The 22,980-nt window shown below is 73.7% G+C and carries 23 protein-coding genes; 10 read left to right on the top strand and 13 right to left on the bottom strand.

The features are described 5' to 3' along the window. Window positions 1-7 precede the first annotated feature (7 nt). Together corA and C4U44_RS26630 are read right to left on the bottom strand one after the other, a co-directional pair. Entirely contained in the window at window positions 8-991 is a 984-nt protein-coding gene (corA, locus tag C4U44_RS26625; protein ID WP_103888567.1) for a magnesium/cobalt transporter CorA, read from the bottom strand. Between the two features lie 87 nt (window positions 992-1,078). After that, window positions 1,079-2,110, bottom strand: coding sequence for a YihY/virulence factor BrkB family protein (locus C4U44_RS26630; RefSeq protein ID WP_235032369.1), 1,032 nt, complete (start codon window positions 2,108-2,110; stop codon window positions 1,079-1,081). A 265-nt stretch (window positions 2,111-2,375) separates the two neighbouring features. Between C4U44_RS26630 and C4U44_RS26635 the strand changes: the two genes are divergently transcribed. From C4U44_RS26635 to C4U44_RS26670, 8 genes are all read left to right on the top strand, one after another. Next, window positions 2,376-2,636 carry a hypothetical protein gene (locus C4U44_RS26635; RefSeq protein WP_103888569.1) on the top strand — a complete coding sequence of 87 codons (261 nt, stop codon included), beginning with the start codon at window positions 2,376-2,378 and terminating at the stop codon, window positions 2,634-2,636. A 133-nt stretch (window positions 2,637-2,769) separates the two neighbouring features. Continuing rightward, window positions 2,770-3,189, top strand: coding sequence for a MarR family winged helix-turn-helix transcriptional regulator (locus C4U44_RS26640; RefSeq protein WP_160145103.1), 420 nt, complete (start codon window positions 2,770-2,772; stop codon window positions 3,187-3,189). Between the two features lie 8 nt (window positions 3,190-3,197). After that, entirely contained in the window at window positions 3,198-3,779 is a 582-nt protein-coding gene (locus tag C4U44_RS26645; RefSeq protein ID WP_103888571.1) for an isochorismatase family protein, read from the top strand. A gap of 103 nt (window positions 3,780-3,882) precedes the next feature. Then, window positions 3,883-5,304, top strand: coding sequence for an MFS transporter (locus C4U44_RS26650; RefSeq protein ID WP_103888572.1), 1,422 nt, complete (start codon window positions 3,883-3,885; stop codon window positions 5,302-5,304). A gap of 90 nt (window positions 5,305-5,394) precedes the next feature. After that, window positions 5,395-6,798, top strand: a complete 1,404-nt coding sequence (gene sthA / locus C4U44_RS26655) for a Si-specific NAD(P)(+) transhydrogenase (protein ID WP_103888573.1) — start codon at window positions 5,395-5,397, stop codon at window positions 6,796-6,798. An 84-nt stretch (window positions 6,799-6,882) separates the two neighbouring features. Then, window positions 6,883-7,536, top strand: a complete 654-nt coding sequence (locus C4U44_RS26660; RefSeq protein WP_322973676.1) for a class I SAM-dependent methyltransferase family protein — start codon at window positions 6,883-6,885, stop codon at window positions 7,534-7,536. Between the two features lie 179 nt (window positions 7,537-7,715). Further along, complete coding sequence (locus tag C4U44_RS26665) at window positions 7,716-9,812, top strand: cellulose binding domain-containing protein (protein ID WP_200823412.1); 2,097 nt, start codon at window positions 7,716-7,718, stop codon at window positions 9,810-9,812. A gap of 203 nt (window positions 9,813-10,015) precedes the next feature. Continuing rightward, window positions 10,016-10,768: a 3-keto-5-aminohexanoate cleavage protein gene (locus C4U44_RS26670; RefSeq protein ID WP_103888574.1), complete on the top strand. Its 753-nt coding sequence runs from the start codon at window positions 10,016-10,018 to the stop codon at window positions 10,766-10,768. A gap of 70 nt (window positions 10,769-10,838) precedes the next feature. On the opposite strand, the gene C4U44_RS26675 is transcribed toward C4U44_RS26670, so the two are convergent. From C4U44_RS26675 to C4U44_RS26710, 9 genes are all read right to left on the bottom strand, one after another. Next, window positions 10,839-11,876, bottom strand: a complete 1,038-nt coding sequence (locus C4U44_RS26675; RefSeq protein WP_103888575.1) for a PHP domain-containing protein — start codon at window positions 11,874-11,876, stop codon at window positions 10,839-10,841. Between the two features lie 109 nt (window positions 11,877-11,985). Beyond that, on the bottom strand, window positions 11,986-12,822 hold the full coding sequence (locus C4U44_RS26680) for a GH25 family lysozyme (protein ID WP_103888576.1): 837 nt from the start codon (window positions 12,820-12,822) through the stop codon (window positions 11,986-11,988). Window positions 12,823-12,925: 103 nt separating this feature from the next. Beyond that, the gene (locus C4U44_RS26685) at window positions 12,926-13,591 is read right to left on the bottom strand and encodes a DUF4232 domain-containing protein (RefSeq protein ID WP_103888577.1); all 666 of its coding nucleotides are present in this window, start codon (window positions 13,589-13,591) and stop codon (window positions 12,926-12,928) included. A 104-nt stretch (window positions 13,592-13,695) separates the two neighbouring features. Continuing rightward, window positions 13,696-14,271 (bottom strand): hypothetical protein, encoded by a 576-nt coding sequence (locus C4U44_RS26690; protein WP_103888578.1) that lies wholly within the window; start codon window positions 14,269-14,271, stop codon window positions 13,696-13,698. Window positions 14,272-14,368: 97 nt separating this feature from the next. Further along, window positions 14,369-15,130, bottom strand: coding sequence for a DedA family protein (locus tag C4U44_RS26695; RefSeq protein ID WP_103888579.1), 762 nt, complete (start codon window positions 15,128-15,130; stop codon window positions 14,369-14,371). Window positions 15,131-15,145: 15 nt separating this feature from the next. Continuing rightward, on the bottom strand, window positions 15,146-15,313 hold the full coding sequence (locus C4U44_RS42025; RefSeq protein WP_200823413.1) for a hypothetical protein: 168 nt from the start codon (window positions 15,311-15,313) through the stop codon (window positions 15,146-15,148). 80 nt (window positions 15,314-15,393) lie between these two features. Further along, on the bottom strand, window positions 15,394-15,750 hold the full coding sequence (locus tag C4U44_RS26700; protein ID WP_103888580.1) for a PRC-barrel domain-containing protein: 357 nt from the start codon (window positions 15,748-15,750) through the stop codon (window positions 15,394-15,396). A 78-nt stretch (window positions 15,751-15,828) separates the two neighbouring features. Next, window positions 15,829-17,271: an NADP-dependent phosphogluconate dehydrogenase gene (gene gndA / locus C4U44_RS26705; protein WP_103888581.1), complete on the bottom strand. Its 1,443-nt coding sequence runs from the start codon at window positions 17,269-17,271 to the stop codon at window positions 15,829-15,831. A gap of 132 nt (window positions 17,272-17,403) precedes the next feature. Beyond that, window positions 17,404-17,676 carry a GlsB/YeaQ/YmgE family stress response membrane protein gene (locus C4U44_RS26710; RefSeq protein WP_103888582.1) on the bottom strand — a complete coding sequence of 91 codons (273 nt, stop codon included), beginning with the start codon at window positions 17,674-17,676 and terminating at the stop codon, window positions 17,404-17,406. 258 nt (window positions 17,677-17,934) lie between these two features. Between C4U44_RS26710 and C4U44_RS26715 the strand changes: the two genes are divergently transcribed. Then, window positions 17,935-19,737, top strand: a complete 1,803-nt coding sequence (locus tag C4U44_RS26715; protein ID WP_146088347.1) for an ABC transporter transmembrane domain-containing protein — start codon at window positions 17,935-17,937, stop codon at window positions 19,735-19,737. Beyond that, entirely contained in the window at window positions 19,737-21,482 is a 1,746-nt protein-coding gene (locus tag C4U44_RS26720) for an ABC transporter ATP-binding protein (RefSeq protein WP_103888584.1), read from the top strand. The genes C4U44_RS26715 and C4U44_RS26720 overlap by 1 nt, the downstream gene beginning before the upstream one ends. 40 nt (window positions 21,483-21,522) lie before the next feature. Here the strand turns inward: C4U44_RS26720 and C4U44_RS26725 are convergent, their stop codons facing one another. Beyond that, window positions 21,523-21,711 (bottom strand): DUF4236 domain-containing protein, encoded by a 189-nt coding sequence (locus tag C4U44_RS26725; RefSeq protein WP_103888585.1) that lies wholly within the window; start codon window positions 21,709-21,711, stop codon window positions 21,523-21,525. Window positions 21,712-21,830: 119 nt separating this feature from the next. Continuing rightward, a complete protein-coding gene (locus C4U44_RS26730; RefSeq protein WP_103888586.1) occupies window positions 21,831-22,802 on the bottom strand; it encodes an aldo/keto reductase in 972 nt (323 codons plus the stop codon). Between the last annotated feature and the right edge of the window lie 178 nt (window positions 22,803-22,980).

Below are 22,980 nucleotides of genomic sequence, written 5' to 3' on the forward strand. Positions count from 1 at the left end.
CGACCGGCTACAGCCAGCCCCTGCGCTTGAAGAGGCGGTACAGCACCAGCACGGCCACGACCATCAGCGCGATCACCGCCGGGTAGCCCCAGACCTGCCGCAGCTCCGGCATGTGCTCGAAGTTCATGCCGTAGATCCCGGCGATCAGGGTGGGCACGGCGGCCATGGCCGCCCAGGCGGAGATCTTGCGCATGTCGTCGTTCTGCCGGACGCCGACCTGGGTGAGGTGCGCGGCGAGGATGTCGGACAGCAGCCGGTCCAGCGACTCGCCGGCGTCGCCCACCCGGGTCAGGTGGTCGGCGACGTCGCGGAAGAACGGCCGGCTGCGCGGGTCGGTGAACGGCATGCTCCCCGACGCCATCCGGGCCATCGGCTCGGCGAGCGGCCCGCTGGCGCGGCGGAACTCCAGCACCTGCCGTTTGAAGGCGTAGATGGTCGCGGCGGTGCGTGCCGCGTCCTTGCCGACCGGCGCGAACACCTTCTCCTCCAGTTCCTCCAGGTCGGTCTGGAGCTCGCCGGCGATGTCGAGGTAGTCGTCCACCACGTGGTCGCAGATCGCGTAGAGCACCGAGTCCGGGCCGTGCCTGAGCACCTCGGGTTGCGACTCCAGCCGGGCGCGCACGTCGGCGGCGGTGTGCGTCTCGCCGTGCCGGACGGTCACCACGAACGAGTCGCCGACGAACACCATCAGCTCGCTGGCGGTGACGGTGCCGCGGGCGTCGTCGTAGCGCAGCGGCCGGACCACGGCGAACAGCGACTCGTGGTAGATCTCGAGCTTGGGCCGCTGGTGCGCCTTGAGCACGTCCTCGACCGCCAGCGGGTGCAGCCCGAACTCCGAGGCGATGTGGTCGAACTCGCTCTCGGTGGGCTCGGTCACCCCCACCCACACGAACGCGTCCCCGCTCGCGCGGGCCTGGTCCAGCGCGTCCGAGAGGTCGTCCGGGGTGGGCGCGCGGCGGCCCTCCCGGTAGATGGCGCAGTCGACGATCACGTGCTCATTCCTTCCTCGGCCGCCGGTGGATCTATCAGCCGGAACGGGAACGGCGCCTGGAGGGCGCCGACGGAACGGTCGGCCCGCTCAGCCGCCGGGTGCGGTGACCGCGGTCCCGCCCGGCGGCGTCTCGCCCACGGCACCGGCGGCGCCGGCGTCACCCGGGCCGCCGCCCGTACCGGCGGCCTCCGCTCGCGCCGCCCGCTCCGCCACGGCCCGCGCGTGCTCGACGTTGAAGTGGGCGCCGATCATCAGCGCGAGGTTGGAGAACCACAGCCAGACCAGGAAGATCACGGTGCCGGCGAGCGGACCATAGAGCCGGTTGTACGTCCCCATGTGGGCGGTGTACGCGGCGAACCCGGCCGAGCCGGCCAGCCACAGGCCGACCGCGAGCGCGCCGCCGGGTGCCATCGCGCGCAGCGTCCGGGTGCCGCGCGGACCGGTGCGGAACAGGACCAGCACCAGCGCGGCGGCCACCACCAGCAGCAGCGGCCAGCGCAGCCCGCGCCAGGCCGCCTGCGCCGGTCCGCTCATGTGCAGCACGTCCCCGGCGCGGTGCGCGAGCGCGCCGGTCACCACGAGGCAGGCCGCGCTCGCCGTCAGCAGCACCAGGAGCGTCAGCGAGGTCAGCACCACCCGCGGGCCGGTGCGCCAGGCCGGCCGGCGGTCGTTCGAGCCGTGCATGGTGTGCAGGGCGCGGCGGAAGACCGCCGCGTAGCTGGACGCCGACCACATCGCGCCGAGACCGCCGGCCACCGCCACCGACAGGGTCGCGGAGTGGTCGCGTGCCATGTCCTGGAGCGCGGAGGCCACCACGGGCCGCGACTCGGGGGGCAGCAGCGTGGTGACTCCGGCCGACAGGCTGCTGTCGGCCGGCCCGCCGGCGACGCCGAGCAGCGACACGGTCATCAGCAGCGCGGGGAACAGTGCGAGCACCGCGTAGTAGGTCAGGGCGGCGGCGCGTTCGGTGACGTCCTTGTCCCAGGACGCGGCCAGTGCCCGGACCAGGGTGCGGCCGAACCTCCACACCGCCCGGGTGCGGCGGAGTCGACCGCCGCTCTTGCGTACGTCGTGGGCGAGCGGCGGGACGGGTGCACCCGCGGCGGCCGGGGCGGGCACGGAACGTGCGGCTCCCCCGGAGGTCCGCGGGGCCGGTGCCGGCCGCTCCTTGCGCCACGTCCTGCGCCCGGCACGGTCAGCCGTGCCCCGGCTCCTCACCACAGTGCTCCTCCGGCCGTCGTCCCGTGTGCCGGTCGTGTGCCCCGCGGTGGCCCGTTCATGGCGGTGTCGGCGCGTGCCCGCGCGCAGGCCCGTTTCCGGCGGCCGGCCGCGGGCACCCGGCGGAACAGGGGCCCCATCGGCCCCGTCCGCGAAGGGACACCCCATGTCCGACCCCGCGTACCGGCGCACGCCGGAGCAGTCACCGGAGCAAGAGCTCGAGCGGAACACCCCCCTCCCGGAAGGGGCCGATCCGACCCTTCCCGAGCCGCAGCCACGCGACGCCGCCGAGTGGGGCCCGACACCGACGCCGATCCAGCAGCCCGTGCCCACACCGAAGGGCGCGAAGTCCGGGGCGGTACTGATCGTGGCGGCGGTGCTGCTGGTGGCCCTGGTGCTGCTGCTCTTCGCCCTGCTGGACAGCTGACCCGCCCGAACGGCCGTCCCCGCCCTGCTGGACAGCTGACCCGCCGAGCGCACCGTCGGGCCGGCCGGCCTCCGCCTGGAATTACATGAAGGCAAACTTTGTAGTTTGCCTTCACATCTACTACGCTGGGCCCATGACCGAAACCGCCGATCTGGCGCAGTCCCTGCGGGAGATGTTCGGCCGGGCTCAGCGCGCGCTCCGCGAGCAGGGCGGCCGGCTGGGCCTGACCGCCAGCCAGTCCGAAGCACTGGGGTGCGTCGCCCGCGAGGGCCCGCTGAGCATCGGCGCCCTCGCGAAGCGGCAGCACGTCCGCTCCCAGTCCATGGGCGCGACGGTCGGCGTCCTCCTCGAACGGGGACTGGTCGCCGTCACGCCGGACCCCGACGACGGCCGCCAGAAGGTCGTCACCGTCACGGACGAGGCCAGGGCCCTCATCACCGAGGGCCGCAGCGCGCGCACCGACTGGCTCACCAAGCAGCTCCAGGGCCTCTCGCCGGCCGAGGTGCGCACCCTCGCCGAGGCGCACACGATCCTCGACCGCCTTTTCTCCTAAGGAACTTCGTGCCCATCACCGCCCTCGACGACCGGACCGCCCTGATCGTCGTCGACCTCCAGGCAGGGAGCGTCGGCGTCGACATGGCGCCCCATGCCGCCGCCGACGTCGTCGCCCGCTCGGCCCGGCTCGCCGACGCGTTCCGCGGCCACGGCCTGCCCGTGGTCCTCGTCAACGTCGCGGCCACCCCCGGCGTGCGCAGCGACCACAACCCCGAGGGCACGCCCTTCGTGATGCCCGAGCAGGCGCTCCCGGTCGCCCCCGAACTCGGCACGGGCGGCAAGCGGATCACCAAGCGCACCCCGGGTGCCTTCACCGGCACCGACCTGGAGACCTACCTCCGCGAGGAGGACGTCACCCAGGTCGTCGTCACCGGCGTCGCGACCGGCGACGGCGTCGCCGCCACCGTCCAGCAGGCCTTCGAGCTCGGCTTCCACGTGACGACCCCGACCGACGCGATGAGCGACCCCGATCCGGCCCGGCACGCGTTCTCGGTGGCCCACCACTTCCCGCAGCGCGCGGAGACCGGCGGCACCGAGGACGTCATCGCGCTGCTCGCCGCGCGCCCGGTGGGACACGCGGCCCCGTAGGACCGCCACCCGCCACCCGCCGAACCGCGGCCGTCCGCCGTCCCGAACACCCAGCGAAGAAACACCGATGCGCGCCCCGGGGGGTGCGGCAAGGGAGTCACGCATGCCGTCGCAGACCTCGTCAACGGCGCCGGCCACCAGCCCGGCACGCGAGCGGGCCTTCTCCTGGCGTTTCCTGACGCCGCTGTACGTCGGCTCGGCCCTCAACCCGATCAACAGCTCGCTCATCGCCACCGCCCTGGTCCCGATCGCGCACGGCATCGGCGTGTCGATCGGGCAGACCGCCACCTTGGTGACGGCGCTGTACCTGGCCAGCGCGGTGGCGCAACCCACGGCGGGGAAGGCGGGCGAGGTCTTCGGCCCGCGCCGCGTGCTGGTCACCGGGATCGTGGCCGTCGGGGTGGGCGGGCTGGTCGGCGGGCTCGCCCGGAACCTGCTCGCCCTGCTGGTCAGCCGCGTCCTGATCGGCATAGGCACCTCCTGCGCCTACCCGACCGCCATGCTGCTGATCCGCGAGCGGGCCCGCCGGACGGGCCTGGAGCAGCCGCCGGGCGGCGTGCTCGGCGGCCTGCAGATCGCCGGCGTCGCCACCGCGTCGCTGGGCCTGCCGGTGGGGGGTCTGCTGGTCAGCGGCTTCGGCTGGCGGGCGGTGTTCCTCGTCAACATCCCGGTCGCGCTGGCCGCGCTCGCCACCGCCCTGGTCTGGGTCGAGGCCGACGGGCCGCTGAAAGGGTTCCGGTTGCGCGAGGTCGCCTCGCGCCTGGACGTGACGGGGATCGCCGGCTTCGCCGCCGCGATGCTCGCCCTGCTGGTCTTCCTCTTCCAACTCCCCACCGCCCACTGGTGGATCCTCGCGCTCTCCCTCGTGCTGTGGACGGCCGACATCCTGTGGGAGCTGCGCGCGGCCAGTCCCTTCCTCGATGTCCGTCTGCTGGCCGCGCGCCCGGCGCTCACCAATACCTACGTGCTCTTCGGACTGGTCATGCTCTGCCAGTACGTCGTGCTCTACGGCGTCACCCAGTGGGTCGAGGCGGTGCGCGGCTACAGCGAGTCGGCCTCCGGACTCCTGCTGCTGCCGATGACCCTCGTCTCCGGGGTGGTGATCGCGCTGATCTCGCGCCGGAACATGGTGCGCGGCCCCGTCATCGCCGCCGCGCTGACCGCCCTGGCCGGCTCCGCCGGCGTGCTCCTGCTCGACTCCGGCGTCTGGATCGGCGTCGTCGCGCTGGTCACCTTCGTGTTCGGCGCCTCGACGGGCTTCGCCGTCGCCGGCTACCAGACCGCCCTCTACACCCACGCGCCGCCGGAGCAACTCGGCACCGCGGCCGGCCTGTTGCGGACCTTCGGGTATGTCGGCTCGATCGCGTCGTCCGCCATCACCGGGATCGTCTTCCACCACCGGGTCAGCGACCACGGCATCCACCTCATCGCCTGGATCATGATCGGCATCAGCCTGGGCCTCACCGTCCTCACCCTGGCCGACCGGAGCCTGCGCGGCCGCACGGACCGTTCCGGCCGGACCTGACGCGCCCCACCGCGCCGCGCCCCGAAGCGTCACCGAACCGCCGCTTCCCCCGCCTTCCGCAGCCACGGGCGACGGTGACAGACTCTGCGGGTGCGCGACTACGACATACTGGTCATCGGTTCGGGTCCCGGCGGGCAGAAGGCGGCGATAGCCGCGGCCAAGCTCGGCAGACGTGCGGCGATCGTGGACCGCCCGGGAACGCTGGGCGGGGTCTCGCTGCACACCGGCACCATCCCCTCCAAGACGCTCCGCGAGGCGGTGCTCTACCTCACCGGGCTCAACCAGCGGGACATGTACGGGCAGAGCTACCGGCTCAAGGACGACATCACCATCGGCGACCTGACGTCCAGGACCGAGCACGTGGTCGGCCGCGAGGTCGACGTGATCCGCAGCCAGCTCAGCCGCAACCAGGTCGCGCTGCTGTCCGGCACCGGCCGGTTCCTCGACGAGCACACCGTCGCCGTCACCGACGCCTCGGGCCGCGAGCGGGCGGTGACCGCGGACTTCGTGGTGGTGGCCACCGGCACCCGCCCGGCCCGCCCGGCGAGCGTGGAGTTCGACGACCGCACGGTCCTGGACTCCGACAGCGTGCTGTGCATGGAGCGGGTGCCGCGCTCGATGGTGATCGTGGGCGCGGGTGTGATCGGCATGGAGTACGCCTCGATGTTCGCCGCGCTCGGCAGCAAGGTCACGGTGGTCGAGCAGCGGGAGGCCATGCTCGGCTTCTGCGACGCCGAGGTGATCGAGGCGCTCAAGTACCACCTGCGGGACCTCGCGGTGACCTTCCGCTTCGGGGAGACCGTCGCGGCGGTGGAGCGGCACGAGCGCGGCACCCTGACGGTGCTGGCCAGCGGGAAGAAGATCGCCGCGGACGCGGTGATGTACTCCGCCGGGCGCCAAGGCCTCACCGAGGAACTCTGCCTGGAGCGAGCCGGGTTGAGCGCGGACAAGCGCGGCAGGATCTCGGTCGACGAGCACTACCGCACCGCGGTGCCGCACATCTACGCCGTCGGCGACGTGATCGGCTTCCCGGCGCTCGCCGCGACCTCGATGGAGCAGGGCCGCACCGCCGCGTACCACGCGTTCGACGAGCCGGTGCACGGCATGCCGGACCTCCAGCCGATCGGCATCTACACCATCCCCGAGATCAGCTTCATCGGCCGCACCGAGGACCAGCTCACCGACGCCTCGGTGCCGTTCGAGGTCGGCGTGTCCCGCTACCGCGAGCTGGCCCGGGGCCAGATCATCGGCGACGCCCACGGCATGCTCAAACTGCTGGTGTCGCCCGCCGACCGCAAGCTGCTGGGCGTGCACTGCTTCGGCACCGGCGCGACCGAACTCATCCACATCGGCAGCGCGGTGATGGGCTGCGGCGGCACCGTGGACTACCTGGTCGACGCCGTTTTCAACTACCCGACACTTGCGGAGAGTTACAAGGTCGCAGCGCTCGACGTCACCAACAAGATCCGCCAGATCGACCGGCTCGGGGACTGACCGCCGCACCGCCATGCAGGCCCGCGACCCGGTCGTCCTGCCACCCGGCAAATCCGGTGCGGCCGGGCGCCGCCGCCTCCTACGGTGACCGGTCTGGACTGGCACGCCTGGCACAGCGCCTACGGCTCCCCCGACTCCGAGCTCACCCGGCGGCTGCGCACGGTCACCGCGCACATCACGTCCGCCCTTGACGAAGCCCCGCCGGGACCGCTGCGAGTGGTCAGCGTGTGCGCCGGGGAGGGACGCGACATCCTGGGCGCCCTCGCCGGCCACCCGCGCCGGTCGGACGTCTCGGCCCGGCTGGTGGAGCTGGACCCCCGCAACACCGAGGCCGCACGCGAGGCCGCCGCCGCGCTCGGCCTCTCCGGCGTCGAGGTGGTCACCGGCGACGCCTCCCTCACGGACGCCTACCTGGATGCCGTACCCGCCCATCTCGTCCTCATGGTGGGCGTGTTCGGCAACATCTCACCCGCCGACATCGAGCGGACCACCGGCTTCCTCGGTCACCTGTGCGCGCCCGGCGGTCTCGTCGTCTGGACCCGCAACCGCAAGGACCCCGACCTCTTCCCCCGGGTCTGCGGCTGGCTGGAGGAGCGCGGCTTCGAACGGGTCCGGATCTCCGAGCCCGGTGTACGCCAGGGAGTGGGCGTGCACCGCCGCACCGGCGCGCCCGGCCGACTCCCGTCCGGCGAGAGGATGTTCACCTTCATCGGCTACGACGTCCTGAACGCCCGCTGACGCCGCCCGCGCGGCGCGGACTTCGTACCCGTACCCGCCGACTCCCGGGAAGCAACGGTGAGTTCGCGCCCGGGGCGGCGGTCGCGAGGATTGACACGGGGACGGCCCGGCCCAAATATGGGAGCGCTCCCACAGGTAAGCACGCCCCCCACGTCCCGCCTGACGAAGGTGAGAGAACCGTGCTCGTCCTCATCCGCAGACCCCAGCCCGCCGCGCCCTGGTGGCGCCGCCTCGCCGCGGGCGCCTCGGCCGCCGTGCTCGGCGCCGCGCTGCTGGCCGGCGGCGCCACGGCCACCGCCGCCGCCTCCGACCCCGCGCCCTCCCCCGTCGACGTGACCGTGAACGCCGACGAGGGGTTCGGCACCGTCCCAGGCACCGCGTACGGCCTCAACAGCGCCGTGTGGGACGACCAGATGAACGTCCCCCAGGTCCAGGACCTGCTGCAGGCCGCGAACGTCGGGATGCTCCGCTACCCCGGCGGCTCCTACGGCGACATCTACCACTGGAAGGACAACTCCGCGCCGGGCGGGTACGTGGCCCCGGGCACGGACTTCGACGCGTTCATGGGCACGGTGCAGAAGATCGGCGCGCAGCCCATGCTGATCGCCAACTACGGCTCGGGCACCCCGCAGGAGGCGGCGGACTGGGTCAGGTACGCCAACGTCACCAAGGGGTACGGCGACAAGTACTGGGAGGTCGGCAACGAGGTCTACGGCAACGGGCACTACGGCTCCGGCTGGGAGACCGACGACCACGCCGACACCTCCCCGACCGCCTACGCGAACAGCGTGGCGCAGTACGCCGCCGCGATGAAGGCGGTGGACCCCACGGTGAAGGTGGGCGCGGTGCTGACGCTGCCGGGCAACTGGCCGGACGGCGTGATGGCCGCGGGCGAGACCGCCGACTGGAACCACACGGTGATCCCGCTCATTGTCGGCAAGGCCGACTTCGTGATCGTGCACTGGTACCCGGGCGGCTCCGGCGCCGCGCAGATGCTCGGCGAGCCGACCCAGCTGACCGGCGAACTGGCCCAGCTCAAGGACCAGTTGGTGCAGGCGGGTGCGGGTGATCTGCCGGTGGCCCTCACCGAGGTGAACTCCGAGGTCGACGAGGACACCCAGCCGAACGCCCTGTTCGGCGCGGACACCTACCTGACCGCCCTGGAGAGCGGGGTGTTCACGGTGGACTGGTGGGACACCCACAACGGCCCGCAGGCGATCAGCACGGCGCCCGACGGTGCCACGGACTTCCAGGACTACGGCATCCTCTCCAGCGGTACCTGCGTGGAGCAGGTCTGCGAGCCCGCGCTGAACACGCCGTTCCCGACCTACTACGCCATCAGGATGCTCAGCGAACTCGGCCGCCCAGGTGACCAGTTGGTGGGCGCGGGCACGACGAGCGCGCTGGTGTCGGCGCACGCGGTGCGGCGCGCGGACGGCTCGCTGAGCGTGATGCTGATCAACAAGGACCCGGCGAACAGCGCGCAGGTGGCCCTGCACTACGCGGGATTCACTCCGGACCCGTCCTCGGCGGGCGTGGCCTTCTACGGCGACGGGGCGACGTCGATCCGGACGTCCACCACGAGCGACACCGGCGCCGCGACGCTGCCGCCGTACTCGATCACCACGCTCACCCTGCGCCCGGCGGCGGGCAGCACCTCGGCGCTCTCCGCGCCGGGCGGGGTGACGGTGACGGCGGTGGGCGACTCCTCGGCGACGGTGTCCTGGACGCCGTCGGCGGGCGGCGCCGCCGACCGGTACGAGGTCTACCGGGCCAACGGCACCAGCAGCGAGCTGCTGGCCACCTCCACCGGCGGCTCGGCGACCGTCCACAACCTCACCCCGGGCACCACCTCGACCTGGAACGTCCTGGCCCGGGACGCGGCCGGCCGGCTGTCGCCGCCCTCGGCCCCGGTGACCGTCCGCACCGGCACACCCGCGGACTCGACCTGCCGGGTGTCCTACCGGCTCACCGGCGGCTGGGGGAACGGCTTCAACGCGGACGTCAACGTCACGAACACCGGTCCGGCACCGATCACCGGGTGGACGCTGGCGTTCACCTTCCCGAGTGGCGCGGACGAGACGGTCACCGGGTTCTGGAACGCGCAGTTGAGCCAGTCCGGGCGTACCGTGGTGGCCACACCGGTCGACTGGAACGGCACGCTCGCCGCGAACGGCGGCAACTCGGCGGACTTCGGGTTCACCGGGGCCAACAGCGGCGCGTATCCGGCCCCGACCGTCTTCACCTTGAACGGCACGGTCTGCACGACGATCTGAGCCACCGTCACATCGGACCGTGCAGTACCTGGCGGGTCCGGCCGGACGTCCGGCCGGACCCGCCGCGTCCGCGTCCGCGGCCACCGGGGCGCGCCGCGACACGGGGTCCGCGCGCCCGCCGAACGGCCGATGCCCCGGACACGGCGGCGCCGGGACGGCCACGGCTGATCAGGGACCTCGGTCCCGGCTGGGATGATCACGCCATGCTCCAGGTATGCCTGAACGGCGCCAGAGACCGATCCGCGTGCGAGCGGCTGCCGGTGACCCCCCAGCAGCTCGGTGACGCGGCCGCTGAGGCCGTCCTGCTCGGCGCCCGCTCGATCCACATCCACCCCAAGGACGGCAAGGGTGCCGACACGATGGCGGCCGTGGCCGTGGACGCCGCGGTCGCCGCGGTGCGGGCGTCCGCGCCCGGCGTCCCGATCGGCGTGACCACCGGCGAGTGGACCGAACCGGACCCGCGGCGGCGGGCCGAACTGGTGCGGTCCTGGTCGGTGCTCCCCGACCACGCCTCGGTCAACTGGCACGAGGACGGCGCCGACCTGGTCGCCACCGCGCTGATGTCGACCGGCATCGGCGTGGAGGCCGGGGTCTTCTCGGGCACCGACGCGCCGGCCCGGCTGCGGGCGTGGCCGCACGCCCACCGCGTGCTGCGGGTCCTCGCGGAGGTCACCGACCACGACCCGTCGACCGCGGCCGCCACCGCGACCGCCCTGCTGGACGAACTGGCCGCGCTGGACGGCCTGGACCGCGCCGGCCGCGGCCCGGTCCTCCTGCACGGCGAGGAGGGCGGCGCGTGGCCCGTGCTGCGGCTGGCCGCCCGGCGCTGCCTCGACACGCGCATCGGCCTGGAGGACACCCTGGTCCTGCCGGACGGTGCCGCGGCGCCGGACAACGCGGCCCTGGTGCGGGCCGCCCGCGAGGAGATCGCGGCGGCCGGCGGCACCCGGGTCTGACGACCCCTCACCCCGCGGGATCGCCGTGCCGGGCGGCATCCTGCCGCGACGGCGCCCGGACGCTCGTCGCTCAGGGCTGCCGGCCCGGGGGCAGCCGGGTGGCGGTCCAGGTCAGCAGCTCCTCGGCGGTCCAGGTGGTGAGGATCCGGTCCGCGGGGATGCCGGCCGCCTCGGCGCGGGCGCAGCCGTCGATCTGCCAGTCGAGCTGGCCGGGGGCGTGGGCGTCGCTGTCGACGGAGAACAGGGTGCCCAGGTCGCGGGCGAGGGCGAGCAGGCGGCGCGGCGGGTCGAGCCGGTGCGGGCTGCTGTTGATCTCGACCGCGGTGCCGGCCCGGGCGCAGGCGGCGAAGACGGCTTCGGGATCGAACGCCGACTCGGGGCGCTGCTTGGCCGCGCCGATCAGCCGGTTGGTGCAGTGGCCGAGCACGTCGACCAGCGGGTTGCTCACCGCGGCCACCAGCCGACGGGTGAACTCCGCTGCGGGCATACGCAGTTCGGAATGCGCGGAGGCGACGACCAGGTCCAGGCGGTCGAGCAGGTCGTCGCTCTGGTCGAGGCCGCCGTCGGCGAGGATGTCGCACTCGATCCCGGTCAGCAGCCGGAACGGCGCCAACCGTTCGTTGATCTCCGCGACCGTGTCGAGCTGCCGCACCAGCCGCTCCGCGGACAGCCCGCGGGCCACCTTCAGCCGCGGGCTGTGGTCGGTGAGCACCATCCAGGAGTGCCCGAGGTCGCGCGCGGTGCGCGTCATCGCCTCGATCGGGCTGCCGCCGTCGGACCAGTCGGAGTGCACGTGGCAGTCCCCGCGCAGCGCGGCCCGCAGCGCCCGGCCGACGCCGTCCGGGGGTGGCGCGGCCCGGTCGCGTTCGAGGTCGGCGAGGTAGGCGGGGGTGCCGCCCGCGCACGCTTCGGCGATGACCTGGGCGGTGGTCCTGCCGATCCCCTTGAGGTCGGTGAGCCGCCCGGTACGGGCACGCTGCTCGATCTCGGCGTGCGGCAGCGCGGCGACGACGTCGGCGGCGTTCCGGAACGCCCGGACGCGGTAGCCGGGCTCCAGCGCGCGCTCCAGCAGGAAGGCGATCCGGTCCAGTGCCTCGATGGGCTCCATGGTGGCGCTCTTCCCGCAGCGGGCCGCCGCTAACGGCCCGGCGCCCGGGCGTCACCCGCTCGGCCGCGGAGCGGCCCGCCCGCGCCGGGCCGTGGCAGGCCGGGGCGGATCAGACGTCCGGCACCTTCAGCGCGTCCCAACTCTCCTTGCCCGGGGGCCATTTCAGTGCGTCTCCGGTCCACCCCTTGTGGTGCTCAGTGCTGTACTTGCGCTGCCATGCCTCGTAGGAGGCGATGTCACCCGAACCGATGACGTCCTTGTTCGCGGTGCTCTGGTAGTGGTCGCAGCCGACCGCGACCAGCCGCGCGTGCATCGCGGCCACGATCGGGGACTTGCGGCCGACGGTGAACCAGGCCGCGCCCGGGAAGGGCTCGTGGCCCGGCTCGGCGGCGGCGTGCTTGGCCGCCCAGGTCCGGAGCGCGGCGACGCTCGCGAAGTTCGCGACGTTGCGGTCCAGGCCGCCCGCGGAGCTGTACTGGTGCACGGTCCAGGCGTGCTCCACCCGCGGATGCCCGGCGGCCGCGTCCGGGTCGGCGATCCACAGGCCGTCGCCGCAGTACGACGTCGTGTCGCGGTTCAGCCAGAAGTCCCGGTTGCAGTAGAGCAGTACCCGGTGCGAGGGCGACGCCCGCTGCGCCGCCTTGACGAAGACGTCCTTGTCGGCCCCGGACACGCCGGTGTCCTCCCAGTCGAGCGCGAGGATGTCACCCGCCTTCGCGCCGGCGTGCTGGAAGAAGTACGAGACCTGCGCGGACATGCTGCCGGGGCGGGCGAAGTGGTAGTGCCCGACGACCACGCCCTCGGCGCGGGCGTGCGCGACCTGGGCGGCGTGGCGGGGGTTGACGTACCCGGTGCCCTCGGTGGCCTTGACCATCACGAAGCCGAGGCCGTCGGTGCTGTAGGTGGTGGACTGGTAGGACGCGACGTCGATCCCCTTGACGGTCAATGGCGGCCCTTCGCTCGGTTCCTGGGTGACGGGGGTGCTGCGGGTACGGCGGTACGGCGGGTGCTGCGGGTGTACGGCGAGGTACTGCGGGACGGCGGCCCGGTCAGTGGACGGCGCCGACGTCGAACATGCCGCCGCAGACGACGAGGCGGCTCGCGGCCAGGGTCATGGCGTCCTTCGAACCTGGAGGGTACGCCTTGAGCAGGGTCGGTGTCCGCCAGCAACTGCCGCCCCTGACCCCCTGGTTGAGGGTGTGCAGGTCGGCCTCGGCGATTCTTCCGGGCCCGAGCCGGACCGCGCCGCCCCTGGCGCCCTCGCGTCCGGCGGGCGTCCCTGTCGTGCTGCCGTCGCCCTGGATCAGTGACACCCCGGGGAAGCCGTGGAGCACGCAGGTGTGCGACGAGGTGTTCGTGAACCGCAGCGGGTAGTAGACCTGCCCCGCGCCCGGATCGCCCCGGCCGAGCGTCATCTTCAGGTCGGCGACGGTGCACCGGTCTCCGGCCGCCTCGGTCCGCACCCCGCTCGGCGCCGCCGGGGTCGTATGCGCCGGCGTGGCGGCCGAACTGCTTCCCGTCGCGGGGGGCGAGGTGCTTCCCGTCGCGGCCGGCGGGGAGGACGACCCGGCGGCCGTGTCCGACGCCCCGCCGCCACCGCACCCGGCCGTCCCGAGGGCCAGCACCGCGGCGGCGACGGCGGCCACCGGGGCCGTCCGCCTCGTGCGGCGCCGGCCGGCGGCCCCGCTCGCGCGGTGGAGGGACGTGGAACGCATACCTACCGGCTTCTCGCCCGGAGCCGGGTCGAACCGCCGGGGCCCGAATCGTTGCGGTATCCGCACATCCTGTACGGATCGTTCGAACTCGGGCCGGGGGCCTCTCAGTTGTCGAACCAGGCGACCAGGCGGACGTTCGCCGCGCCGTGCACGCCGGCGAGCGCGCGCATGACCGTCCACACCGGGGCCCACGTACCGTCCGGCGGGACGGCCTCGCGGCGCGTCATGCGGGCGACGCGGAAACGGCGGCCGTCCCGGGTCCACTCGGCGCCCACCGGCCGGCCGCCGGTGTCCTGGAAGGACTTCCCGGCGAGCTCCCAACCGCCGCCGGGCACGGGGGCGTACTCGTGGACCCGCGCGTCCGCGCGCTCCGCGGGCTCGTCCCAGTCGGCGGCGGCCACTTCGGGCCAGCCGATCCAGGTGGCGCTGTGGAAGAGCCCCTCCCCCGACGCGAACTCCCGCCGGACCTCGGTCGACACGTCACCCGGGAGCCCGCGGCCGGCGGCCAGCGGCCGGAGCCCGGCGTGGTTGCGCACGCCGAACAGGCAGCCGAACACGTCGTAGTCCCGCCCGCCGTAGAGCAGATGAAGATCGATCGCGGGGCGCCAGGGCGCGTCGTCCTCGTCGAGGATGCGGTACGCAGGCCGGCACTCGACCTGCCCGTGGATGTCGGCTCCCATAGCCGCCGATTGTCCCGCGCGGCCCGCCGCGCGCCGGCTGCGGGGCGGGCGGGCAGGCAGGCAGGCAGGAAAAGCAGGCCGGGCGGCAGCAGGCGGATCAGTGGCCGTCGTGCTCGGACCGCCCGTCCCCGTCCAGCCGGTGGGACCCGCCCGGTCCGTCCGGCCGCTCGGGCCGCGCGGAGCCGTCGCCGTCCGACCCGTCGCCGCTCCCATTGCCGTCCGCGTCGTCGGGCCCGCCGTCCTGCTCCTGCTCCCCCGCCTGCTTCCGGTGCCGCCTGATCTCCCAGTAGACGAACGCGGCGACCACGACCACCGCCACCACGACCGCCACGGCCGTGCCCGCGGTGCGCTCGACCCGCTTGTACGCGTCGCCCGCGTAGTAGCCGAGCAGCGTGAAGCCGACGCCCCACACCAGCCCGCCCGCCGCGTTGTAGGCGAGGAAGACCCGGTAGGGCATCCGGGAGATACCGGCGAGCGCGGGCATCAGCGCGCGGAAGAAGGCGACGAAGCGCCCGAGGAAGACCGCGGCCGGGCCACGGCGGCGGATCAGCTCCTCGGCCTTGCCGATCCGCTCACGGTGCCCGCGCAACGGCTTGGTCTCCAGGATGCGCGGGCCGAACCGGTTGCCGACCTCGTAGCCCACGCTGTCCCCGGCGATCGCGGCGAACACCACCACCGCGCACATCCAGTACACCGACACCCGGCCCTGGCTGGCGACGACGCCGCCGAGCACCACCGCGGTCTCACCGGGCAGCACGAAGCCGAAGAAGAGGGCGTCCTCGCAGAAGACGAGGGCGCCGACGACCGCGTAGACGCCCAGACCCGAGGAGGTCGACACCCAGTCGGTAACGGAACTCATGGGCCGCCGGCCGCCTCAGCGGACCGGCCGCGGCCGGCCGCGGCGCAGCCGCCAGAAGCCCCAGGCCAGGTCGGCGACGAACACGACGACGCCGATCACGAGCAGGAAGCCGAGGCCCCCGGCGACCGCGCCGATCAGGCCGAGGACGATCGCCACGATGATCAGCAGAAGGAACACGCTCATGGTCCGCTGTCCTTTCCTGGCGTGGGGGGGCGGCGCCGACCGGATCGGCAGGCCCGGAGCCGCCCGGACCGTCCGACCGGTCAGCGGCGGGCGAGCTGTCGCGCGCCCTTGGCCGCGGGCTCGTACGGGATCCCGTAGTGCTGGAAGACCGCCTCCTCGTCCTCGACCGGGAGGACGTCGTCCGTCCCGATCGAAGGGGCCGACTTGACCAGCTCCCGCGTATAGGGGACCCGTACGTAGCCCGGACCGGTCACTGCTGCCGAGACGGGCACGAACACCAACCGGTGCCGGGTGGGCAGTCCGATGCGGACCGTCGCCATCGCGGGCTGGTCGGTCGTGGTGTCCACGTACACCGCCTCCAGGGCGCCGATCTTGTGGCTGTCCTCGTCGACCACGTCGTGGTCGCGCCACTCGCGCAGATCAGCGGGCTCGATCATTCCCGACCTACCTTTCGCCGGGGCACGCCCCGTGCCCTGTGCGTACTCGCATGCCCCCGCTGCGCACGCTTACGCAGTTCACCCGGCGTCGACCTCGCTGCGGTCGCCGCCCCAGAGCGTGTGGAAGACGCCCTCGCGGTCCGCGCGCCGATAGGTGTGCGCGCCGAAGAAGTCCCGCTGCGCCTGGGTGAGCGCGGCGGGCAGCCGCTCGGCCCGCAGCGCGTCGTAGTAGGCGAGCGCGGCCGAGAAGCCGGGGGCGGGCACCCCGCCGTGCGCGGCGGCGGCGACGACCGCCCGCCAGTCGTCCTGGGCGGCGCCGATCTCTTCGGCGAACCGCTGGTCGGACAGCAGGCTGGGCAGGTCGGGGCGGCCCTCGTAGGCGGCGGTGATGTGGTCGAGGAACGCGGCCCGGATGATGCAGCCGCCGCGCCAGATCGAGGCGATCCGGCCCAGGTCGATGTCCCATCCGTAGGCGTCGCTGCCGGCCTGGATCTGGTGGAAGCCCTGCGTGTAGGAGACGATCTTCGACGCGTACAGCGCCTGCTCGACCTGGTCGGCGAAGGTGGCCGCGGCCTCGCCCTTCAGTGCCTTGGCCTGCGGGCCCGGCAGGCCGCGGGAGGCGGCCCGCAGGTCGGCGTGGCCGGAGAGGGCGCGGGCGAAGACCGCCTCGGCGATCCCGGAGACCGGCACGCCGAGGTCGAGCGCGATCTGCACGGTCCAGCGGCCGGTGCCCTTCTGCTCGGCCTGGTCGGCGACGACGTCCACGAAGGGCTTCCCGGTGGCCGCGTCGGTGTGGGCCAGCACCTCCGCGGTGATCTCGATCAGGTACGAGTCCAGCCGGCCGGTGTTCCAGGTCCGGAAGATCTCGCTGATCTGCTGCGGGTCGTAGCCGCCGATCGCGCGCAGCAGGTGGTACGCCTCCGCGATGAGCTGCATGTCGGCGTACTCGATGCCGTTGTGCACCATCTTCACGAAGTGGCCGGCGCCGTCCGGCCCGATGTGGGTGGTGCAGGGCGCGCCGTCGTCGGCCTTGGCGGCGATCTTCTCCAGCATCGGGCCCAGCGACTCGTACGAGTGCGGGGAGCCGCCGGGCATGATGGACGGGCCGTTCAGCGCGCCCTCCTCGCCGCCGGACACGCCGGTGCCCACGAAGTGGATGCCCTGCTCGCGCAGCTGCCGCTCGCGGCGCCGGGTGTCCTCGAAGTGGGCGTTGCCGCCGTCGATGATCACGTCGCCCTCTTCGAGCAGCGGGGCGAACTCGCGGATCACCGCGTCCGTGGGGTCGCCGGCCTTGACCATGACGAGCAGCCGGCGGGGACGCTTGAGGGCGGCCACGAACTCCTCGGGGGTCTCGGTGGCCACGAACGAGCCCTCGTCGCCGTGCGCGTCGACGAGGGCCGTGGTCCTGGCCGTGGTGCGGTTGTGCAGCGCCACGGTGTAGCCGTGGCGGGCGAAGTTCCGGGCGAGATTGCTGCCCATGACGGCCAGACCGGTCACGCCGATGTCCGCCGTTGCGCTCATGTTCCGCTCCTGGTGCCGCTCCGGATGCCGTGGTGCCGCTCCGGTCATTGTGCGCGGCGGGCGGCGGCCCGGCCCGCGCACGACGGCCGATCGGGGGTGGCGCGGTGGTGGGGGTCCCCCGGCCGCGCCCGCTCAGCGGCGGTCCCGGGAGTTCCCGAACAGCAGGCGGTAGCCGACCAGCAGCACCAGCGAGCCGCCGATCGCCGACAGCCAGGTGGCGCCGTTGAAGAAGTGGTGCGTGACGGGCTTGTCCAGCAGCTTGGCCGACAGCCAGCCGCCGAGGAACGCGCCGACCACGCCGATGACGACGGTGCCGAGCACGCCACCCGGGTCACGCCCGGGCAGCAGGAGCTTGGCGATCGCACCCGCGAGCAGTCCCAGAATGATCCAACCGATGAGTCCCATGACAGCCGTATGCCCGTGCGATTCGCGCTCACGCCGCGATCTTCCCCTGCGCGAGCGGTTGTTACGGCCCTGCGACGCCCTCGGGACGGGGCCGGGACAGCCGTGCCGCGACGGTGGCCGGAAAAGCCCCGCACCAGCGGGTTCGGCCGGAATATAGGTTGGCCCGCCGACGGGGTGCTCTGCAAGGGTGGCGGACATGCACCCCGCCTCGCCGCTCCCGCGTCCCCGTCCCGACCGCGAGAAACGTGGGTGCCACCGGTGATCGACGCGTACGCCGACCCCGGCACCCCGGACCGGCGCGGCCCGGGCCGCTACCTGTGGTGGCTGCTCGCCAGCCAGCCCCACCGGGCGGCGGGCGGCGCGCTGCTCGGCACGGTCTGGATGGTGCTGACCACGCTCTTCCCGTACGTCCTGTCGCGGGCGATCGACGACGGGCTGGAGCCGGGACGCATGGGTGCGCTCACCGCGTGGAGCGGCGTGCTGCTCTGCCTGGGCGCGGTCAACTCCTGGGTGAGCATCATGCGGCACCGCACCATGACCAGGCTGCGGATGGACGCGACCTTCCGCACCGTCAAGTCGGTGGTGGGGCACGCGACCCGGCTGGGCGCCTCACTGCCGCGCCAGGCCCGCGCCGGCGAGATCGTCACGATCGGCGTCACCGACGTCCTGCAGATCAGCCAGTCCCTCACCATGACCGGCCCGGGCGTCGGCGCGGTGATCGCGTTCCTCGTGGTGGCGGCCCTGCTGCTGTCGATCTCGGTGTCGCTGGCGGCGGTGGTGCTGCTCGGCGTGCCGGTCATCGCCCTGCTGGTCGGGCCGCTGCTGGGACGGCTGCGCGGGGCGGAGGCGGTCTACCGCGAGCAGCAGGGCGGCCTGACTGCCCGGATCGGCGACCTGTCGGGCGGGCTGCGGGTGCTCAACGGCCTCGGCGGCAAGAACCTGTTCGCCGACGCCTTCCGCGTCCGGTCCCGCGAACTGACCGCGCAGGGCTACCGGGTGGGCGCCGTGACGAGCTGGGTGCAGGCGCTCGGCGTCGGGCTGCCGATGCTCTTCCTCGCCGTCGTGACCTGGATGGCCGCCCGCCTGGCCGTGCAGGGGACCATCACCGTGGGCGAGTTCGTCGGGGTCTACGGCTACGTCGCGGTGCTGGTGGTGCCGGTCGCCTTCTTCATCGAGTGCGGATACGACATCACGCGCGGGCTGGTCGGCGCCCAGCGGGTCGTGCGCTTCCTGTCGCTGTCCCCGGAGTCCCCGGCTCCCTCGACCTCCTCGGCGTCGCCGGCCCGAAACGGCGGGGAGAGCGGCGCCGAGCCGCCCGCCGAACCATCGGTGCTGCACGACCCGGCCTCCGGGGTGGCGGTGGCGCCGGGCACCCTCACCGCGCTGGTCAGCGCCCGGCCCGCGGAGGCCGCCGAGGTGGTGGACCGGCTCGGCGGCCTCGACGGCTCGGCCGTCACCTGGGGGGCGGTCCGGCTGGACCGGGTGGCGGCGGCGCAGGTCCGGGACCGCATCCTGGTCGCGGACAACGAGGCGGACCTGTTCGCCGGCCCACTGCGCGACATGGTCTCCGGCCGCCGCCACCCCGACGGCGACGTGCTGGCCCGGGCGGTCCACGCGGCCGCCGCGCAGGACATCGTCGACGGGTTGCCCGACGGTTTCGGCACCCTCATGGACGCGCAGGGCCGCAACCTGTCCGGGGGCCAGCGCCAGCGGGTCCGGCTGGTGCGGGCGCTGCTGGCCGATCCCGAGGTGCTGCTGGCCGTCGAGCCGACCTCCGCGCTCGACGCGCACACCGAGGCCGCCGTGGCCGACCGGCTGCGCGCGGCCCGGTCCGGCCGCACGACCGTGGTCACCGCCACCTCGCCGGTCCTGCTGGACCAGGCCGACACCGTGCACTACCTGGTCGACGGGAAGGTCGCGGCGTCCGGGAGTCACCGCGAGCTGCTGCGCCGGGAAAGCGGCTACCGCGCACTGGTGGACCGCGGCACGGACGAGGACGACGACGCCGGTGAGCACCCCGTGTCCGGGCGGGCCGGGGTCCGGACCGAGGAGGCCCGCTGATGACCGCGCATCTTCCGATCGCCGAACCGTCCGCGGTGGGCCGAGCGGCCGCACGGCTGGTCCGCGCCGACGGCCGCGCGTTCGCCGGCGTACTCGGGCTCAACGCGCTGACCGCCGCGGCCGGACTCGTCGGACCGTGGCTGGTCGGCCGCATCGTCGACGACGTGCAGGCGGGCGGCGACATGGGCGCGGTGAACCGGCTGGCGCTCACCATCCTGCTCTTCGCGCTGGCCCAGTTCCTGCTCGCGCGCTGGGCCCGCTACGCCGGGCACCGCTTCGGCGAGCGCACCCTCGCCCGAGTCCGGGAGCAGTTCGTCGACCGGGCGCTGACGCTGCCGGCGTCGGTCGTGGAGCGGGCCGGCAGCGGGGACCTCACGGCGCGCGGCACCACCGACGTCGCCGCCGTCGGCACCACGCTGCGTGATGCCGGTCCGGAGGTACTGATCGCCCTGGTCCAGGCGCTGTTCATCCTCGGCGCGGTGTTCGTGCTCAACCCGCTGCTCGGCTGCTGCGGCCTCATCGGCCTGGTCGGGATCTGGTTCGCGCTGCGCTGGTACCTGCGCCGGGCGCGCGCCGCCTACCTCGCCGAGGGCGCGGCCAACTCGGCGGTCACCGAGGTGCTCTCCGCCACCGTCACCGGCGCCCGCACGGTCGAGATGTTCGGGTTGCAGGAGCGGCGGGGCACGGCGATCCGTGAGGCCCTCGAGGTCTCCCGCCGGGCCAGGACCCGGACGCTCGGGCTGCGCACGGTGTTCTTCCCCGCGGTGGACTTCTCCTACGTCCTGCCCGTCGTCGCCGTGCTGATGGTCGGCGGCCTGCTGCACGCGCACGGCGCGATGAGCCTGGGCGCGGTGGTCTCCGCGGCCCTGTACCTGCGGCAGCTGTCCGAGCCGCTGGACGCGATCCTGATGTGGGTCGAGCAGTTGCAGAGCAGCAGCGCGTCCTTCGCCCGGGTCGAGGGCCTGGGCGCGGCCCCGCAGGTCACGCCGGCCGGCGTACCCGTCCCGGTCGACGACCGCATCGACGTGGTCGGGGCGCACTACGCGTACGGCGCCGGGGCGGAGGTCCTGCGGGGCGTCGACCTGACGGTGCGTCCCGGCGAGCGGCTGGCGCTCGTCGGTCCCTCCGGCGCGGGCAAGTCCACCCTGAGCAGGCTGCTGGCGGGCATCGACGCGCCGGACACGGGCACGGTGACGGTGGGTCGGGTGCCGGTCGCCGCCCTGGGACCGGAGCAGCTGCGCCGCCACGTCGTCCTGGTCACCCAGGAGCACCACGTCTTCCTCGGCACGGTCCGGGACAACCTGCTGATCGCCGCGCCCACCGCCCGGGACGACGAGCTGCGCGGCGCGCTCGCGGCCGTGGGCGCGGACTGGGCCGAGGAACTGCCGTCCGGCCTGGACACCGAGCTGGGCGAGGGGGGTTACCGCACGGACGGCTCGCAGGCCCAGCAACTGGCCCTGGCGCGGGTCGTGCTGGCCGACCCGCACACGCTGATCCTCGACGAGGCGACCGCGCTGCTCGACCCGAGCACCGCCCGCCACACCGAGCGCGCGCTGGCCGGCGTCCTGCGCGGCCGGACCGTCATCGCGATCGCGCACCGCCTGCACACCGCCCACGACGCGGACCGGGTGGCGGTCATGGAGAACGGCCGGCTCACCGAGATCGGCACCCACGACGAACTCGTGGCGGCCGAGGGCGCCTACGCCGCGCTCTGGTCGACCTGGCACGGCGGCCAGGAGCGCTGACCCGCGCCGTGGCGGCGGCGCGGGACGCTCGTCCGCGGGCTCAGCGGCCGCGGTCGGAGTGCCGGTAGCCGAAGGGCCCCGGCAGGTCCGCCGAGGTGGTGCGCCGGCCGGTGGTCGACCAGGTGCGGTGGGCGCCCTTGCGGCCGAGGGTGAGCGACAGCGACTTGCGGTTCACGTTGAGCCGCACGCCGGGGAAGATGTGGAAGGACTTGCGGAACGTCACGGGCATGAGGGCCTCCTCGTCTCCCGGGACCGTCTGCCCCCGACCGCCGCGTCCACCCGGGGTGGCCGGTTCGCGCCGGCCGACCCCGACCCGATCGAACGGGCCCCGCCCCCGGCCCGGGCCTGTCAGCGGAAGCCGGCGACCGCGTGCGGGACGTACGGCTCCTCCAGCCGGGCCACCTCCTCGCCGGTCAACTCGACGTCCAGGGACGCCACCGCGTCGTCCAGGTGGCGGGCCTTGGTGACGCCGACGATGGGCGCGGTGATCAGCGGGTTGCGGTGCATCCAGGCGAGGGCGACCTGCGCGGCCGGGACGCCGCGCGCCGCGGCGACCTCGGCCACCCGTTCCACCACGACGCGGTCCGCGGGGTGGTAGAGGGTGCGGCCGAACTCGTCGGTCTCGGTGCGGGCGGTCACCTCGTCCCAGGGACGGGTCAGCCGGCCGCGGGCCAGCGGGCTCCACGGGATCACGCCGATGCCCTGGTCCGCGCAGAGCGGCAGCATCTCCCGCTCCTCCTCGCGGTAGAGCAGGTTGTAGTGGTTCTGCATCGACACGAAGCGCGTCCAGCCGTGGCGTTCCGCGGTGAACAACGCCGTGGCGAACTGCCAGGCGTGCATGGACGAGGCCCCGATGTAGCGGGCCTTGCCGGCTTTCACCACGTCGTGCAGCGCCTCCAGGGTCTCCTCGATCGGCGTCTCGTGGTCCCACCGGTGGATCTGGTAGAGGTCCACGTAGTCCGTGCCGAGCCGGCGCAGGCTGTGGTCGATCTCGGTCATGATCGCCTTGCGGGACAGCCCGCCGCCGTTGGGGCCCGGCCGCATCCGCCCGTGCACCTTGGTGGCGATGACGACCTCGTCGCGGCTGGCGAAGTCGCGCAGCGCGCGGCCGGTGATCTCCTCGCTGCTGCCGTCGGAGTACACGTTGGCGGTGTCGAAGAAGGTGACGCCGGCGTCCAGCGACCGCTTGATCAGGTCGCGGCTGGCCTCCTCGTCCAGCGTCCACTCGTGGTTGCCCCGGTCCGGCTGGCCGAAGCTCATGCAGCCAAGGCTGATCGCCGACACCTCAAGACCCGTCGATCCGAGTCGCGTGTAGCGCATCGGGCCCCTCCTCGGTAAGTTCCGTGCTGGTCGGTTCGCCGGTCGGTCGACCGGCTCCGCGGCACCCATGCAATCAGACGACCGTACGAGGCCCGGAATACGGACCCCTCGCCGCGGGGTTGTTCGAAGGTGTGGCCGGGTCGAGCCGGCCCGGTGGATCATCCGAGCGGAACACTCC

This window comes from Actinacidiphila yanglinensis, assembly GCF_900107965.1.
Classification (GTDB): domain Bacteria; phylum Actinomycetota; class Actinomycetes; order Streptomycetales; family Streptomycetaceae; genus Actinacidiphila; species Actinacidiphila yanglinensis.

Bases quoted from the DNA above. Each gene is read 5' to 3' on its own strand.
- C4U44_RS26635 (WP_103888569.1), top strand. From the start codon at position 2,376: ATGTCCGACCCCGCGTACCGGCGCACGCCGGAGCAGTCACCGGAGCAA.
- C4U44_RS26640 (WP_160145103.1), top strand. From the start codon at position 2,770: ATGACCGAAACCGCCGATCTGGCGCAGTCCCTGCGGGAGATGTTCGGC.
- C4U44_RS26650 (WP_103888572.1), top strand. From the start codon at position 3,883: ATGCCGTCGCAGACCTCGTCAACGGCGCCGGCCACCAGCCCGGCACGC.
- C4U44_RS26670 (WP_103888574.1), top strand. From the start codon at position 10,016: ATGCTCCAGGTATGCCTGAACGGCGCCAGAGACCGATCCGCGTGCGAG.
- C4U44_RS26675 (WP_103888575.1), bottom strand. From the start codon at position 11,876: ATGGAGCCCATCGAGGCACTGGACCGGATCGCCTTCCTGCTGGAGCGC.
- C4U44_RS26685 (WP_103888577.1), bottom strand. From the start codon at position 13,591: ATGCGTTCCACGTCCCTCCACCGCGCGAGCGGGGCCGCCGGCCGGCGC.
- C4U44_RS26690 (WP_103888578.1), bottom strand. From the start codon at position 14,271: ATGGGAGCCGACATCCACGGGCAGGTCGAGTGCCGGCCTGCGTACCGC.
- C4U44_RS26695 (WP_103888579.1), bottom strand. From the start codon at position 15,130: ATGAGTTCCGTTACCGACTGGGTGTCGACCTCCTCGGGTCTGGGCGTC.
- C4U44_RS42025 (WP_200823413.1), bottom strand. From the start codon at position 15,313: ATGAGCGTGTTCCTTCTGCTGATCATCGTGGCGATCGTCCTCGGCCTG.
- C4U44_RS26700 (WP_103888580.1), bottom strand. From the start codon at position 15,750: ATGATCGAGCCCGCTGATCTGCGCGAGTGGCGCGACCACGACGTGGTC.
- gndA (WP_103888581.1), bottom strand. From the start codon at position 17,271: ATGAGCGCAACGGCGGACATCGGCGTGACCGGTCTGGCCGTCATGGGC.
- C4U44_RS26710 (WP_103888582.1), bottom strand. From the start codon at position 17,676: ATGGGACTCATCGGTTGGATCATTCTGGGACTGCTCGCGGGTGCGATC.
- C4U44_RS26720 (WP_103888584.1), top strand. From the start codon at position 19,737: ATGACCGCGCATCTTCCGATCGCCGAACCGTCCGCGGTGGGCCGAGCG.
- C4U44_RS26725 (WP_103888585.1), bottom strand. From the start codon at position 21,711: ATGCCCGTGACGTTCCGCAAGTCCTTCCACATCTTCCCCGGCGTGCGG.
- C4U44_RS26730 (WP_103888586.1), bottom strand. From the start codon at position 22,802: ATGCGCTACACGCGACTCGGATCGACGGGTCTTGAGGTGTCGGCGATC.